The sequence below is a fragment of the Njordella aestuarii genome, assembly GCF_056494165.1.
This window is the reverse complement of the sequence record NZ_CM151397.1, coordinates 1,324,447-1,341,889: the sequence shown is the minus strand read 5'-3', so window position 1 is coordinate 1,341,889 and position 17,443 is coordinate 1,324,447. Positions and strand designations below refer to the sequence as shown.

Below are 17,443 nucleotides of genomic sequence, written 5' to 3'. Positions count from 1 at the left end.
CGCCTTGCGGCGTCTGAGACGAGCGTCACCGGTAACACGAGAGTGACCTTCCTCAGAAGGTTGCGCCGGCAAACAAAAAGGTAAGATCCTGGAAAGGGGGCCACTGCAACAGATAGTCGAGCTCTCTGAAAAAGGGTGCCACTGCTGGCTTGCCCAGCAGTGCTCGTGGCGAAATGACAAAGCTTCCCAACACATCCCTCCCGTAGCTGCGTTCGCCTAGAACGCCGGGGAATCTCGGTGGGTTCACTGTAAAGTTAGGTGCATTCCCTGAAAACGGGTGCCACTGCTGGCTCGTCCAGCAGTGCTCGTGGCGTAACAGCAAAGTTTCCCAATGTGCAACCGGCTTCTAGGCGAAGCCAGCCACGATGCGCTTGCTTCTGCGAATTGCGAAGCAATGACAGACGATAACCTGGGACGTGAGTCCCAGGTTGGGATACAAGAGATGCATCTGAGTCGCAGAGCGACGGCAGAAGGTTAAAACGACGGTGGACTTGACGTTACGCTGAGCTTAATGCCGTCGCTCCGCAACTCAGAAATGATTGGGGCGTTATACCTGGGGTTCCGCGTAAACTCGCCTTCAGCTCGTTTCGCTCCACCCCAGGCTAGAATATGCCATCGCTCCGCGATTCAGGAACGAAACGCGGTTGAATCCTAAGCCTGGAAGGCTGACACATCTTCTGCCGGTGGTGGGAACCACCGGTTGGGAATGTTCAAAAAGCAAAAAGCCTGAAGGGCTGACACACCGATCAGCAATGCGTCGGCCCTCCGGGCCTACTAGCAGTACAAAGGCTTGAAACCGGGGCCTTCGACCCCGGCAGAGGATCTGTCAGCCCGTCGGGCTTTTCTCTTTCCGTAGCTGCGTTCGCCAAGAACGCGGATGAAGTTTGGTGCGTTTTCCATTGCGCCCCCGGCTTAAGGCGAAGCCAGCTACGAAATATCGGGTGACACTGCTGGCTCGTCCAGCAGTGCTCGTGGCGTAACAGCAAACCTTCCCAATGGGTCGGGAACTATCAGCCGCTTGGCGAAGCCTGCGGGCGTGTGCCGGTTGGGTATGATGGAACGATTCGCCACTTGGTCACGGACCGTGCCCGCACGCTATCGCGTTGCGGCTGATCTCGCTCGTGGCGTAGTGGCAAAGCTGCCCAATGTGCAACCGGCTTCTAGGCGAAGCCAGCTACGCTGCGTTTAAAAGATGCGCTTGGTGCCACCTAAAGGCGGTACTACGAACTTTGCCGGTTATCGGTCTTCGCGGCCGCGGTCGTGGTACTTCTCTTTCAGACTGTCATAGTACTTGCCATAGCTGTTGTGGCTACCGTAGCTGTATCCATAACCATGACGATAACCATACCGGCCGTAGTCGCTGTAATAGGGATTGTTGTCCACGCCGTTGACGATGATCCCAGCTAGCTGGGCATTTACCATGTCAAGCTGCTCCTTGGCCTTTTGCGACGCCACGATGACACCGCGACGAATGCGGATCGTCAACAATACCATATCGACCGCCCCAGCCATCCCGGTGGCATCGGCGACCGGCAATACAGGCGGAGCGTCAATGACGATGAAATCGTAATCGGCCCGCAGTTGCGTGATCATGTCTTCAAATTGCGCCGACGATACCAATTCACCCGGATGCGCTGGATAGCCGCCCGTGGTTAGCAGATGCAGCGTAGGCATCTCTTCCAGCGGTTTGATGACCGCTTCCAATTCAGCGCGGCCTTCGATGAAATCCAAGCAGCCTGGTTTCATGTCGACGTCGAAAATCTGATGCACGCGGGGACGGCGGAAGTCGGCATCGATCAACAAAACTTTACGTCCCATTTGAGCCAGCGAAACAGCTAGATTCGCGGAGACGGTCGATTTACCATCGCCAGGCGAGGGGCTGGTCAGCATGAATACCTTATGCATATTCTTACCCGCCGCATAAGCGACCGAGGTGCGGATCGCGCGAAACGCCTCGGAGGCGACCGAATTCGATCGGTGAAGCGTCGTCAGCGACGCCGTACGATTCTTGCTGCGGCGTGCATCTTTAATCACCGGCACTTTGCCAATAACTTGCGTACGCAAGGCCGTCGAGATCTCCTGCGGATTTCGGTACGCTTGATCCGACCAGTCCACCAAAAACGCCAAACCAAAACCCAACATGGATGCGAGGATAGTTCCCAATCCCAGATTTAAAAGCAAGATTGGAAACACGGGCTCAGCCATCGTTGGTGGGTCGATGACACGCACCTTGGTGTACGCGTAGTTGGACGCTAACGCGTTCATTTCTGCGAGCCGATCTAGTACCTCACGCACGGAAGTTCGTTTCTCGTCGATTTGCCCCTTTAGAAAGTTCAGTTCCGCTAGGTCGGAAGAAATCGAAGCCGCTTCGGATTCCGTTTGCCGCAAAACTTCCTTGTGCGTGGCAATGTTCTCCGAAAGACGATCACGATCATGGGCTAGAGACAGTGCGTAGATATGGATGACCTCGCGATCGTTTTTGCGATCCAGATCCTCGACTGCCGCCGTCGAATTGTCACCGAGAAAGTCTGCAGCTTGTTTCTCAATTGCCGTCAACTGTTCGCGAAGCTGATCGCCCCGTTTACGCATCTCCGCCAGCTCAGTATCAATCACCCGTATCGAAAAGTGCTGGGGACCATATGTACGTGAAAGTCTTGCTTTTTCGTATTCGCTCTTGCTCATGCTTACATCGAGGTCTTCAAGTTCCTTGGCAAGGCCCTGGTGTTGTCGTTGAATCTCCAAGGGCAGGCTACGCATGACATCTCGATATCGCTCCAGGTCGTTCTTCGCAGTGGCTGGTAGCTCCAAATATTGTCTGCCGGCGACCGCCATCAAGCGGAATGATTCCGATTTTTCATCAGTGCTAGTCTTCTGCAAGTCTTTCAGCGTCCGAATACGGGAGAGCACTTCGTCCAGCTCGATTTCTTCTTCGTCAATCCGTTTGGTAAGCGTTGCGATTTTTTCCGTGAACGGATTGGCAACCTGGACATCGCCTGTGTTCGTAAGTCCGAGCTTCTTAAAAAGCGTAAAGTACTTTTCATCCAGTTGCGCCTTTTCGGTTTCCAATCGCTTCCGTACATTTTCCATCACCACGACCGAATCGTTGCCCGTGTCGGCCGAATCTTGAGCAACTACTTTTTCGTAGGAACTGATTATCAGTCTTAATATCTCCGGAAGTTCATCTGGATTCGGTCCGGTAATCGAAAGTTGCAGTGCTTCTGAGTCTTTCGCGATTTCAGCGGCAACCAAGTTCTCCTGCAAATACATCATCGGCGAATCAGCATCAGCGAAGGTCTCCATCTCGCTGAAGTTGCCTTCGGCGATCGCAGTCGAGAGCACCAGATTGCTCATCACCAAACTCTCATGCTTCGGCAACGACACCTTCTGCATCATCGCATTGCCGTTGACCATCACGGGGGGAGCCTGCGTCCAGATCATCAACCTGGCGGCAGATTCGTAAGTGGTCGGCGTTTTGACGTATACCAAATAGCCAATGCCTGCGCCCAAGAGTGCAAACAGGATCAGGATCCATTTGCGCCGCCAAGCGATCCCTAGAAAATCGATGCCGCTGTCAACGTCAGGCTCGGCCGCGTATGCCTCGTCCCAATCGCCATTACGCGAAGGTAAATACTGGTCACGTGGCTGTATCTGTAATTCCGTGTTAGGGATCATCGCCATAAATTGGCCTGCATCTGCACAATTGCAATTAAAGGTTCGCGATCGGACATCGTGCGAAAGTCTGGTGCGGTTTCAAGCCTATGACGACGTGAATTGCACACCCAAGAACTTCCACTTGTTAGCGACTCCGACCATTTTATCGCGGGGACTGTTCGCGGTCAAAAATTTGTATTCGGTTTGGTGCACTTGCTTTTTTACATGCATCGTAAGCGGCACGGCGCAAGCCGTCCGGTTTTTCTCGTCGGCACGGCGCAAGCGGTCCGGTTCTTCTGGATGACTCAAAACAAATACACCGTAGGGCTTGCGCCCTGACGCTTACATTAAGGACGTCCGGTGCATCGGTTGCGAACCGCATAAGCCTTCACAACGTTGCTATCCACCAAACGTACTCAATTTAAGTGACTCAACCGCACAGATTGATCACTTTACAAGTAATCAACCTACCCCCCATTGATTTCGCCGCCCCCGCAATCGGTTTAAATTTATCTCATGCAAGGGTGATGAACAACAGTTAATCCCGCTGAGTTTCGATTCATATTTGAAACGCAGCAAAAGACTGCCTGACCGTCAAAGTCAAAAGGTCGAGTGAATGGGACTCGCAGGTTGTTTGGAACTCAAGAGTCGAATGCCGCAGCGGCCCGTGGGCTGCTTTGCACAATCGACGCCTGACCTTTTAACCCTACATTCATCAGACCTTCATGGCTTTTGCGGACGGTCCCCTAACCATAGGGCAAAATAAGCCAGTGGTATGCCCTGAGTAGAAAATAGGGCAGAGTAGAAGTGCTAGCGGAACGCACAATCGGTAGAACCGATAAGAATGGCCGGCGTCGTTTGGCATCGTCGGCCCGCCGTGGGCGTTCGCCTCGCCCATCGACGACAACTGGGCCGTGATACCGACCGCTAAGATGTGCTGGATGAGGGTTGGAAGCGAAAGGCCGGATACCCTTCAAGCGCAACGTAGCTGGCTTCGCCTAGAAGCCGGGGGCGCGCTGGAAAGGTTTATCGTTTCGCCACGAGCACTGCTGGACAAGCCAGCAGTGGCACCCGTTTTTAGGAAGCTCAACGGCCTGCTGGCAGTGGCACCCGTTGTAGGAAGAGCACCTAGTGCAATCGCGTTCTAGGCGAACGCAGCTACGGAAAGCGAGTTCCGATTCTGCCGCGTATCGTTATTGAATCGCGGAGCGATGGCATATGCTAGCCTGGGGTGGAGCGAAACGAGCTGCAGGCGAGTTTACGCGGAACCCCAGGTATAACGCCCCCACGATTTCTGAGTCGCAGAGCGACGGCATTGTGCTCAGCGTAACGTCAAGTCCACCTTCGTTTTAACCTTCTGCCGTCGCTCCGCGACTCAGAGGCATCCCTTGTGTCCCAACCTGGGAATTACGTCCCAGGCTATCGTCTGTCATTGCTCCGCAATTCGCAGAAGCATCCGCATCGTAGCTGGTTTCGCCCAGAAGCCGGGGGCGCGCTGGGAAGGTTTATCGTTTCGCCACGAGCACTGCTGGACAAGCCAGCAGTGGCACCCGTTTTCAGGAAACGCAACGGCCTGCTAGCAGTGGCACCCGATTTCAAGAAGCTCAACTGCCTGTTAGCAGTGGCACCCGATTTCAAGAAGCTCAACTGCCTGTTAGCAGTGGCACCCGTTTTCAGGAAGAACACCCAGGGCAACCGCGTTCTAAGCGAACGCAGCTACGGAAAGAGAAAAGCCCGAAGGGCTGATACATCCTCTGCCGGGGTAGAAGGCCCCGGTTCCAATCCTTTGTACTCCTAGAAGGCCCGGAGGGCCGACACATTGCATATCGGTGTGCCAGCCCCTGAGACTTTTTGCTTTTCGAATATTCCCAACCGGTGGTTAGCACCACCGGCATAGGATGTGTCAGCCTTCCAGGCTTTGGAAATCCCCGCGTTCTAGGCGAACGCAGCTACGGAAAACGCAACCAGATTTCCCGCGTTCTGGCGAGCGCAGCTACGGGGGTAACGCGCCCGCAGGGTGATGCAGGCGGTTGATCTACTACTTCAGTTTTGGCCGGTACAACGGATCACCGATCAAAATCATCGGCGTATGGGTCCGCTCCAGCGCCGCAAAATAATTTTCTACAATTGTGTTGGTACCGTCAAACCGCTCAGGTGCAAAAAAATAAGGTGGCACTAACAACTCATTGGCGGCAAACGAGGTACTCCCCACCACACAACACGCTCCATTGTTTAACATCTGAGTTACCCACGTGCTGCTCGACGCGTCATGCAACTCCGTCGCACTGATGGGCGACAAATGATATCCAATCGAACCCAGCTTCCAATTGCCAATGTCCACGTACTCCGCGGTCGCCAGCCAACCGCAATAGATCGCAATATCAGGACAGGCTCCTTCTGCAAATAAAGTCAGTTCGCGATCGACGACCGTCTGTTCCGCAAACTCCCTTTCATACTGCACCGCGACACCGTTCAACGATTGGTCCATGTTAAAATCCATCCCGCGCTGCGGAGCGTTTTGCTGCAACGCAATACCTCGGATGTCAAAGTAAAACTTTCCGCTCAACGCCGACTTCTCGGCGGCAATCGCGTCATCGATCAACCGCTTGCAAATCGGCCACGTCGGAGCGTCAATCCGTGCGACCATTAACGTCGGATAGATGGTTCGCAACGAATGGCTTTCCATCCGAGGGTTCAAGAAGTTGGGCGAAGCGACCTCGGCTAAATCACTCGGCCACAACAATGTGATTAGCTCGGAATCGAAACTGGTCTCCAGCGCCGTCTCGGGTGGCGTAACCAGTTCGCGAACATACCGCAGCGCTCCCAACGCACCGTTTTGACGTTCGATGGCCGCAATTCGCAGCACCAGCACTTCGGGCGTCGCCGAAACTTGCTTTGTCTTTTCAAGCATCAGCATCAACGATTCGCTGCTCCCGCGCACGGCGGCTTGGTTCAGTCGAGCTTGATCCAATTGCGGTGCCTTTCCGTCGGCCGGAGCGTTCGCCAGACTGTTGCCGATCAACTGACCGATCAGCTCAATCCCGCCGATGCCGGTCAGTAGGCCCGTAAACTCTTGGCTCAATTGAGCGTTATTAGTTTGAGGAGTTTTCGCGATCCGTGAATTCGTCGCTTCGACAGTTTCTTGGACGATTTGGTTCAACTCTTCCGAGTTCAACGCTTCCAGGGTTTCAAAGCTGGTCGCTTCAAAGTCAGCTCGGGCAGGCAGTTTCTCCAAACCATTCACGAGGTTCGTAACTTTACGGAGCAAGCGTTGTTGTTCGGCAGCATAAAATCCGCTCAGTTGCGAACTGACGGTCGTTTTTGAAGTGCCCGTGATGCTCAGGGGGACTCCGCGGATAGTCACGATGCACTGGATCCGTTCCGCGCGGTTTGCGTCGTTCAGCCAAGTTGTAATGGCGGGGCGAACGGTCTTCGTCCAAGATTCCCGGTCGAGCGAATCTTCGTTTTCGACGTCCAGGAGTAAGATATTGGCGGTTGGGATGGCGCGTTTTTGGGCGTAGTATTTGGCGAGTTGTTCGGAGCCCGCGACGCCTTTGGCGGCGATGATCGCGACCTGCGACGGCTCGAGTGCTCGCGAGGTGGTAGGCGCGCCGGCGAGGATAGCCCAGCAGAGAAGAGCGTAGGTGTAGGTTTTCATATTTGTGAAATGAAAGGTAAGTTGCGAATATCCATCCATGATACGGCTCATCAGCCGTTTGGCGAAGCCTGCGGGCGTATCACGGTTGATTATGCTGCAGTATCGATGCGTTGGCTGCATCTCCCGAAGCCGCGTTCGCCTAGAACGCGGAGGAAGTTCGGTGGACTTTCCTGAAAACAGGGTGCCACTGCTGGCTTGCCCAGCAGTGCTCGTGGCGAAAAGGTGCGTACCCATTTGTCTATGATACGTTTTGTTGTTTTCCCGTAGCTGAGTTCGCCAAGAACGTGGGGGAATTTTAAGCCTGGAAGGCTGACACATCCTCTGCCGGTGGTGTTAACCACCGGATAGTTGTAGATCAAAAGCAAAAAGCCTGAAGGGCTGACACATGAAAAATTAATGTATCGGCCCTCCGGGCCTGCGAGCAGTACAAGGGCTTGTGACCGGGGCCTTCGACCCCGGCAGAGGATCTGTCAGCCCGTCGGGCTTAAATCCAATCGGATGAAACTGTCTTCTAGGTGCAATCCCAGAAAACAGGGTGCCGCTGCTGGCTCGTCCAGCAGTGCCCGTGGCGAAACAGCAAACCTTCCCAACACATCCCCGGCTTCTAGGCGAAGCCAGCTACGTTGCGCTTTCTTCTGCGAATTGCGGAGCAATGACAGACGATAGCCTGGGACGTGAGTCCCAGGTCGGGAGGCACCAAGATGCGTTTGAGTCGCGGAGCGACGGCAGAAGGTTAAACCGCCGGCGGCCTCGTTTTGACGTGACGCTGGTTTTGAATGCCGTCGCTCCGCGACTCAGAAACCATTGGGGCGTTATACCTGGGGTTCCGCGTAAACTCGCCTTCAGCTCGTTTCGCTCCACCCCAGGCTAGAATATGCCATCGCTCCGCGATTCAGTGATTAAACGCGGGGGAATTTTAAGCCTGGAAGGCTGACACATCTTCTGCCGGTGGTGTTAACCACCGGATAGTTGTAGATCAAAAGCAAAAAGCCTGAAGGGCTGACACACGAATAATTAATGTGTCGACCCTCCGGGCCTATCTGCGATACAAAGGCTTGGGACCGGGGCCTTCGACCCCGGCAGAGGATCTGTCAGCCCGTCGGGCTTTAATACATCTAGATGAAACCAACTTCTAGGCGAAGCAATCCCTGAAAACGGTTGCCACACTGCTAAAAGGCTGTTGAGCTTCCTGAAAACGGGTGCCACTGCTAAAAGGCTGTTGAGCTTTCCTGAAAACGGGTGCCGCTGCTGGCTCGTCCAGCAGTGCTCGTGGCGAAACGGAAAAGCTTCCCAGCACATCCCCGGCTTCTAGGCGAAGCCAGCTACGATGCGCTTGTAGGATGCGCTTGCTTCCGCCTGAAGGCGGTACTACGAACCAAGAACCAAGAACCAAGAACCAAGAACCAAGAACCAAGAACTACGAACCAAGAACTACGAACCAAGAACTACGAACCAAGAACTACGAACCAAGAACTACGAACCAAGAACTACGAACCAAGAACTACGAACCAAGAACTACGAACCAAGAACTACGAACCAAGAACTACGAACCAAGAACTACGAACCAAGAACTACGAACCAAGAACTACGAACCAAGAACTACGAACCAAGAACTACGAACCAAGAACTACGAACCAAGAACTACGAACCAAGAACTACGAACCAAGAACTACGAACCAAGAACCAAGAACCAAGAACTAAGAACTAAGAACCAAGAACCAAGAACCAAGAACTAAGAACTAAGAACCAAGAACTAAGAACCAAGAACTAAGAACCCGCGAAGCGGAAACCAAGAACACGCCGCAGGCGTTCAATCCTTCCGCACCGCCAATTGCTCGTGAGTCTTAGCCAGCTTCTCGTTCCCGATGGCTCGATAAGCAACGGCCAGCCGCGAATGGACCTTGGTGGCATCATAAGCGGCGTTATTCAGTACGTTTAGATCGGCGATCGCTGGCTCCCAAGCTTCGGCCCGGATCAGAATATCGACCCGAGTATCACGGGCATGAACGTCCTGAGGATTCAACTCGACCGCTTTGTCAGCCGCTTGTTTGGCCAACGAAATCTCTTCCGGGAAACCTTGATCGATCACATAAGCGTAATTGTTCCAAGCAACCTGCAACTGAGGCTCGGCGGTAATCGCACGTTCCAGTAACTCCCGCGCTTCGGGATATTTTTCTTTAGCGGCAGCGGCCGTGCCAAAGAAAGCCAAGATTTCGCCCGTGATGTTCGATTTGTTTTTCAGAATCGAGAGGAACTCTTGAGCTCGAGCGGTCGGTTGTGCATCGATTTCGAACAGGATAGGGGTCATCGGCCGCTGAGGAGCATTGCGGGTCTTGGCCGAGATATCGATCGCCAGATCGGCCAGTTGATCGAACTCGCTGCTGACGGCGATCGGCCATTGGCGGTTGAAGCGGTTCAGTTGCATCGCCAGCAAGGCGTTCAGCGCGTCGGGATTTTCGGGGAATTTTTCGTGCCATTGCCGCGCGATCTCTTCGGCTTGGGCGAGCCGTTCCATAACACTTTCGGCGGTAAAGAGAGTCGCGAAGACGCCTTGATCGGCTTTGGCTGTAATCGATCGTTCGCGATCGACCATTCGCACGACGGCTTCGGCGTCAGCCCGCATCGCCTCTTGGTCACGCAATTGTAAGTCTATTTGGAAGCGCATTATGGCGGCGGGGAGCGAGGTATCGCGGAGCGGTAGGAGCAGAGCTTGAGCTTCGGCGAACTGTCCCATGCGGAGGTTGGCCAGGGCGCGCAGAAGGCTGAGTTCGGGGGTATCGACCCCTTCGGCCATAATGCGGTCGATATGCTTTAGCGCGCGTTCGGCAGCGTCGATTGGTTCAAGGCCCGGTTTGCGCGTATTCGGTTTATCAGCGTCGAGCAGTTGGACGGCCATCCAGAAGTGTGCGCCGGGAGGCCCGCCAGTTTCGAGGTTAGCAAGTGGTTCGATCAGAGCGTAGGCTTGTTCGATTTGCCCTTGTTCGAGGAGGCGAGAAGCTTGTTGCAGTTCGATGCGATCGGTTGAGGCCTCGAGCTGTTGTAGTTTTTGCCGATAGAGCGCCGCCGCTTCAAAATTTTCGGTTTTGATGGCGGTATCGAGTGCCTTTTTGTAGCGTTTCGCGATACCGGTATTGCTCTGCGATTGGACTTGATAGATTACAAATCCGATTCCGCCGACGAGAACGATCATTGGAATGGCGAGGAAGAATAGTTTGCGCGAGCGGGAGTAGTAAAACGCACCGAGGAACCCCACAAAGGCGCGACCTGGCACGAGGATTGGCCAGAGTAGCACGCGTCCGATTTTGGCTACAACGCCGTCCAGTCGGAGCAGCCGCAGGGCCGAGAAGAGCACTGCGCCGACAAATCGGAACGGGGCAAGAGCGAAGCCGAGTGCTTTGGCGAGGAACGTACCGCCTTGTTCGGTGGCATCAGCGCCTTCGATAATGATCCTTGTTGCGCGGCCGAAGAAGCGTTCGACGGGGCGAGTGATGAAGCGACCGACGTTCCCGATTCCATCGATGAAACCGAAGAAGAGGCGGGACGGCAGATCACGCCATGATTTCCCGTCTCTATCGTATTTTGAAGGCATATCAGCTTTTAGGTCGTAGTTGAGTTATAGACTAAGTTCGTAGTACCGCCGTCAGGCGGCAAGAGTTCACATTTCCGTTCGTAGTACCGTTCGTAGTACCGCCTTCAGGCGGAATCAAGCGCATCCTTCAAGCGCATCGTAGCTGGCTTCGCCCAGAAGCCGGGGACACATAAGGAAACGCACCCAGATGCACCCGCGTTCGGGGCGAACGCAGCTACGGGAAAACAACATAACGTATCATACAATTGGGAACGCACCGCTCGGCCACGTCACTGCTGGGCAAGCCAGCAGTGGCACCCAATATCAACAGTTCGTGCTTCCGTTCGTAGTACCGCCTTCAGGCGGAATCTGTTCGTAGTTCCGTTTGTAGTACCGCCTTCAGGCGGAATCAAGCGCATCGTAGCTGGCTTCGCCAAGAAGCCGGCGCAAGATAGTCGCGAAAGACCGGCTGAAGCCGGTACTGCAAACTGTTCATAACACCGCCACTGAGCGTCGCCTTTCCATCCAACAACCACACATCAATTCCCAGCCTCTGCCGTTTCCGCGATGGCCAATTTCTTCCGCAGTACGTCACCCGCTTCACACAAGATCTCGAGCATTTTCGCTTCTTCTTCGGGCGTCTTCACGCTTTGCGGAACAAACACCTGCAGTTGGTAATAGTAATTTCTGTCAATTTTTCCAAGCACCAACTCTAATCTTTCAAGAATTGGTCGTGCGATAGTTGAATCCGCCCTCCATATCGCTTCGCCATTGATATCAAACCCCAAATAGCCGACAGCTGCATTCTGTACTCCGCCGTCACGACTGATGTTAAATTGACTTATCGTCCATTCAATTTCGTTAATGTAGTACTGACGAACCCTATAGTTTTCTACCAGCCAACCGGTCAGCACATAACAATCTTGAAGTTCATGCCAGTAGGGTCCAAACGGGTAGTCGAGGGATACTATATAACTTTGTTGATTCGCACCTTCATATGTCCATACTGCCGAAAACTCGCCACTGATGTCATCCCGCTGCCTCTTAATCTTCTCAAAACTAACAAGCTTGATGTCATGTACGTCACCGCATGGGTCGTCCCCGGCTTTGAGTTGATCCGCAATAGCCATACTATCCTGCTTCGCAGCTTCATCTATATTTGAGAGGAATAGTGACCTGGGAGTGGTAATCGCGGCAAGGAAAAATATGCCGATAGCTGGCCAGCTTAGGAGTAGCCCTAGTGCGCTCTGAAACACTAGTTTGGTGCAGTAGCGATTGGCATCATCTTGCACGGGTTGATATTTCTCGTCGAGTGACACTCGACTGGAGGCTTTGTTCAATGCGCCCGGTTCTCTAGTGTCATCCTGTACCACAATGGCTTCACCTTCGTAATGATTGGCGAACCAACGGTCCCATAAGACCATGAGTTTTGTACCTGCAGTACTGTCCGATCTATCAGTTAAACGCCAACTGGCATCGATCGGCTGAAAGAATTCGCTAAAGAAGCGGTCGACGATGCGCAGCACACCCAAGCTGACGATGAAAAGAACGACCGCCAGAAGGGTGTGGGGAGTTCCCTCCGACCAATCCAAATTCCACCATTCGAGTGCCACAGCGATCGACACAATCCGAATGCTGTTCATCAAGACCGTCCAGAAGATACTGACGACGATCATGGCGAACGTATGGACTAGGCTCTTGCGCAACCAAACACAATAAATCGCCACGGCAGAAATAATCGTAATCAGCGAAACAATGCCGCTACAGGCCTCGTCGACGAAGAGTTCTTTGGTGGTCAGCAATAATGTATTGCCGCGCAGGAGATGCAGCAGGCCGATGACTTCCAAAATTTGACTACTTAGCCAACTGCTCAAAAGTTGTAAGTTCCCGGTGAGGCGTGCTCCCTGGTTCATGGGCAGTGGAAGCACGAGGAACATGAGTGACCAGACGGCCCACAATCCTTTCACGCGAAGTACTGAATTGATCGCGAGTACCGCTCCCGCACAGAGAACGATCAAGAACAAGGCCACGATTCGAGGACTACCGACGCGAACACCGACAAAACAACCAAGGGCGGCCAGGAGTCCGATCCCAATAATCGACCACTTTCTGTTGCGGGTAAGCGTTGTATCCGTCGGCGTGCTATTAGCAAGTCCCGCACGAATTCGCTGATAAGCCATAATTGCGATGGCGCCCAGTACGATCGGAAACCCCTGATACTCGGGGCTATCGAGCTGACGTTCCGCGAAATCGGTAAGCGGAAGGGCAAAAGCAGCGAACAGACACACTAATGCAGCTAACCAACCTAGAATTTCGAGCCGAGATCTATTGAGCATTTTGTAAGTACTGAAAACCGTATCGAGCGGGTCCGCGCGTTCGGTGAAAAACTGCATCCCGGAATTATGCAGTACGCAGCTCCATCGGAATGAATTCGTCACGCGAAATTGCGAGCGCCGTGGTACGTCCACGGGACGATCGAGAATTGTAGCGAGCCCATCCCCACCGGTGAACTAAGCTCTCGTTAAACTACCGGAGATCCGATCATATGATCCACGCATAACATCAACATACGTGTGATATAGAGAGTGGGGAAGAGAAAATGAGGTGATTTCCGACCCTTTATTGTGCGCAAATACTTGTCAAATTACCTAAGAAACGTTGCAAGATCGCTGTTCGATCAAGGTTTTTTAGCGAAAACTCCCTGGCAGTTCGACCGTAGCGCAATCGTTCGCCTGGATTTTGTGCTAGTCTCCGAATTGCATCACAAAATGCAGCGGAATCACCAGGCGCAACGACGACACCATGTCCGGCCACCACATCGGCGATTTGAGTGCCAGGCGAGGCACACGCGACCACGGGGCGACCACTAGCCAACATCCCTCCGAGTTTGGAAGGCATCACGAGGTCGGCAGCATCGCTGCGTTGCGGCAGCAAATGGACATCCGCCACATTCATCAGTTTGTTGAAGTCCGCCAGTGGCTGCGGCGGTAACAATTGAACGTTGCATAACCCCTGCGCTGCAGCTTGGATCGCTGGGAAAGCAGCTCCGGTTCCGCAAATGACGAAGTGGACGGTGGAGGCTTCGCCCGCCAGCTTTGCCGCCTCGATTATGATTTCCAGCCCCTGTTTTGCCCCAATATTGCCAGCGTAGAGCGCGATGCATTTGTCGGGAGGAAGTCCAAACTGTGCCCGATACTGCTGCGGGTCTTCCAGCGGAAAGATCGATTCGCAATCGACCCAGTTCGGAAAGAGCACCGTCCGCTCGGGATCGACCCCTTTACGTTGCAGGCGATCTACCATCGGTGGCGAGATGCTCGACACCCGGTCGAAGCGACGCATCCAAAAACCCTCGATCCACAAGACGATTTTTTTAAGCAATGGGTGCTTTAGGATGCCGAGTTCAAAGGCCGCGTCGACCTCAAAGTCTTGGACGTGCAGCCAGCATTTGGCACCTGAAAATTTGGCTGCCAGCCACGTACTCGGCATGCAGAACGCGGCCGGTTCAACCGTCATGATCACATCCGGCTTCAATCGCAGCGCTTTCAAAATCACGACCGGAGCGCTTGACAATCCGAAAGACAACAGATGCACTACTCGTTTCCAGCCGTTCACACGGGCTGGAACCCACAAAGGACACCTTACTATCTCCCAGCTTTCAAGTTGCTTATCGGGTGATTCTAACTTTCCTAGTTTTTGACTCCTATAACTTGGATCTCTTCTCTCAAACGAGAAAGTTCCCGCCGCATATCCGTTCCAGATCTTCCACTGCGGATAATAAGGTGGCGTGGTGATAACCGTGCAGGAAATGCCGTGGCAAGCTAAGCACTCCACCAATTCCGTGGAGAATTTTCCTATTCCGATTTCCTCTGGAGAAAAGTTGAGCCCATGGAGAAAAAATTTCATTCTTTAGTCGGGATTTCTTTCTCAAGATAATTCTCATTGAAATCAAGTTCATCAACGATCAGGTTGACGAGATTTTTGATGCCATCGGTATTTGGATGAATACTATCCCTATATCGTGAAGTATTCCAGCTTGGCGACGACATTACCTCCAAGAAGTGGGGCGTAGGCCCTAACCTCGATGCAAGAACTTTTCTGAACTTTTCATACTTACGAACAGCGACCTTCTCACCTTCGACCTGCGCTCGATCCGGATAATAAACAATTAACACTTTTGTACCATTTTCCTTCAATCGAGAGACCCAGTCTTCGAAAACACTAGCGCTTGACTCGTCGATTGCAGTAAATTCCAATGTGCTAGTTGGCTCAACTTTCGACCAGTATTTCCCGATTCTTGAAACAATATATTTTTCGATCGCATACAAGACAGCGGAGTATGGACGTTGTGTCGGGTGTGTAGCTTCTGCAAGCCACTGCGATGCAGGCAAAAAGTACCCGCTATTTAAAATTCCATATGACACGGTCCGCTTCGTCCACATCGTCTGGATTGCGATTCATCCATTCCGCCGCATCTCGACAGTCCAACTGCCTGCAGCTGCTGGCTAGACTCGCCAGCCTTGTGGTTTCAGTTCGAGTTGTCGCCCTAGCCTTTCGGATTGATCGTATGGATTCCCGCCCCAGACAATACTATCACCTATTAACAAAAGATCTTTGTTACCGTTGGCGTGCCAATCGAGTTCAGTGTTGGTGCTACGGTCATTGACAAACCATCGGTTCTTATTTGAAAAGTAGCCGCTTTGCGACGGCCCCTGTACGTAACCTATGCGTTTGTCGCTGATGTACAGAGGGAAATCTGTTAATCCAAAGTAGCGTAGAATACCTTCCGTCAGTAGAACTAGACAGACGGAGGCGATAAAAATTTTGCGAAATATATTTTTCCGAGATTTTGTCAACTTCATGACGACTACCTAATAAAAGGAGACCGAATTCCGAAACGCTCACAAGTAGCGAACTTGCAACATCTATTCAGCTGACACTCCACAGCCAAAACCCAGCACAGACACGTCGAATAGTTCTGTTACCGGAAGGCATCAGGCTGTTGATCTTTCATCCATTGCATAGTTCTGCGGACTCCCTCAATTCGTGAAATCTTTTGAACTCCAGCGATAGCAAGTATCGGTGACAGATCAAGAATATTATCCGTGGTCATATTTCTTAATCTGAAAGTCGTCATCGGGAAAGAAACATTGGCAATTTTGCATAGATCTCCAAAACGCGCTGCCGCACTGAAAAATGCAAATGGCAGCTTCCGAATACGAAAGCCTTCGGCCTCGGCGATTTCATCGGCCCATGCGGAGATATTGTATGGCGGGTCATCGCCTAAATAGAACACTTCCCCTGTGAGGCTAACGTCGTAGTTAAACAAGAGACTAATGATTTGATCAACTGTATTTTCGATATAACCGTATGTTTTGGTGCACGCGCGTGATCCGAGATGGTAATATTTACGCGACATCACTAATTTGAAAAACAAATTGTAAGGCTCATCAAACCACGGTCCCCAGATCGAAGTCGGGCGTATGATATTCCAATTGAATGGAAGCTTGGATTGTCTAATAATCCTCTCAGTCTCTACCTTGCTTTCACCGTAAATAGTATGCGGACAAAAATCGTCTATTGAGTTTGGCTGGTATCCTGGACGACACACATACATTGATGAAGTGAAAATCACTTTTTTTAAACTTGGACAGCGGACTAGACACCGAATGAGCGTTTCCATTCCTTCGATATTAGCCGCGTAATCAGCGAGAGAAGTTCCCCTTAAATGGGTAACCGCGGCTAGATGCACTACATGAGTCGGACGAAACTCCTGCGTAACGCTGCTCAAGCGTTCCGAGTCTAACAAATCCACGGGACGCCATACGGCGTCCATGGCGGGAATTTTCGGTTTTGCAATGTCAACATTTAGCACTGAAACGTCAGAAGATCTGTTATCCGCCAACAAAGCCCCGATAAGGTTTGTTCCAATAAATCCTGAACCGCCCGTTATAAGAACCCTATTCATCATCCACCATTACTCTTTGCTTTACGGCCTTCGCTGGTGAACCGAAGCAAATCATTCCTTCAGGTAAATCACTCAGGACAGTACTACGCGCGCCAACGACCACACCACGATGGACTGTGACGTTTGGACCGACAAACACATCATTGGCAATCCAAACTTCGTTTTCAATTTTGATGGGAAACGCCAATATATCGAAAGCTACTTTCGTGTAATCATGCGTGCCCGCGCATAGATAAACTGAATGGGCAATGGCAACGTTATCACCAATTTCTATTTTATCGAGATTATATATAGAACAATCGTCGCCGATCCAGCAGTTATTGCCTATTCTAAGATTCCATGGATACGTGAACTTTGAAGTTGGCCGGATAATAACGTTTTTTCCAATCTCTGCACCAAAGAGTCGGAGCAAGAAATTTCGCCATGAGAAAAGAGGCCGAGGCGACCAAGCAAACAAAGTCGCCTGGATGCACCACCATAGCATCACAAAAACTGCACTCTTACCTCGAAACCGCGAAGGAAGCGTAAATTTTGACAAATCTTGATACAAGCAATACTCCAAACTCTACATAGAAACTTAGTATTAGTAGGCACCCTTCGG

9 protein-coding genes are annotated in these 17,443 nt (G+C 52.2%); all 9 read right to left on the bottom strand.

The window, feature by feature from the left end:
• Positions 1-1,236: 1,236 nt before the first annotated feature.
• The 9 genes from SH451x_RS05230 to SH451x_RS05190 all read right to left on the bottom strand — a co-directional run bounded on the left by SH451x_RS05230 (position 1,237) and on the right by SH451x_RS05190 (position 17,392).
• Positions 1,237-3,678: a polysaccharide biosynthesis tyrosine autokinase gene (locus SH451x_RS05230; protein WP_479361389.1), complete on the bottom strand. Its 2,442-nt coding sequence runs from the start codon at positions 3,676-3,678 to the stop codon at positions 1,237-1,239.
• Positions 3,679-5,689: 2,011 nt separating this feature from the next.
• The gene (locus SH451x_RS05225) at positions 5,690-7,543 is read right to left on the bottom strand and encodes a TIGR03790 family protein (RefSeq protein WP_479361388.1); all 1,854 of its coding nucleotides are present in this window, start codon (positions 7,541-7,543) and stop codon (positions 5,690-5,692) included.
• Positions 7,544-9,119: 1,576 nt separating this feature from the next.
• Positions 9,120-10,898, bottom strand: a complete 1,779-nt coding sequence (locus tag SH451x_RS05220) for a hypothetical protein (RefSeq protein ID WP_479361387.1) — start codon at positions 10,896-10,898, stop codon at positions 9,120-9,122.
• Between the two features lie 518 nt (positions 10,899-11,416).
• Complete coding sequence (gene xrtU / locus SH451x_RS05215) at positions 11,417-13,213, bottom strand: exosortase U (protein WP_479361386.1); 1,797 nt, start codon at positions 13,211-13,213, stop codon at positions 11,417-11,419.
• Positions 13,214-13,496: 283 nt separating this feature from the next.
• On the bottom strand, positions 13,497-14,780 hold the full coding sequence (locus tag SH451x_RS05210) for a WcaI family glycosyltransferase (protein WP_479361385.1): 1,284 nt from the start codon (positions 14,778-14,780) through the stop codon (positions 13,497-13,499).
• Positions 14,777-15,298: a hypothetical protein gene (locus tag SH451x_RS05205; RefSeq protein WP_479361384.1), complete on the bottom strand. Its 522-nt coding sequence runs from the start codon at positions 15,296-15,298 to the stop codon at positions 14,777-14,779. Before SH451x_RS05205 ends, SH451x_RS05210 begins: the two co-directional genes overlap by 4 nt.
• A gap of 81 nt (positions 15,299-15,379) precedes the next feature.
• Positions 15,380-15,736, bottom strand: a complete 357-nt coding sequence (locus tag SH451x_RS05200; RefSeq protein WP_479361383.1) for a hypothetical protein — start codon at positions 15,734-15,736, stop codon at positions 15,380-15,382.
• 119 nt (positions 15,737-15,855) lie between these two features.
• Positions 15,856-16,845 (bottom strand): NAD-dependent epimerase/dehydratase family protein, encoded by a 990-nt coding sequence (locus SH451x_RS05195; RefSeq protein ID WP_479361382.1) that lies wholly within the window; start codon positions 16,843-16,845, stop codon positions 15,856-15,858.
• A complete protein-coding gene (locus SH451x_RS05190) occupies positions 16,835-17,392 on the bottom strand; it encodes a WcaF family extracellular polysaccharide biosynthesis acetyltransferase (protein ID WP_479361381.1) in 558 nt (185 codons plus the stop codon). Before SH451x_RS05190 ends, SH451x_RS05195 begins: the two co-directional genes overlap by 11 nt.
• Positions 17,393-17,443 lie beyond the last annotated feature (51 nt).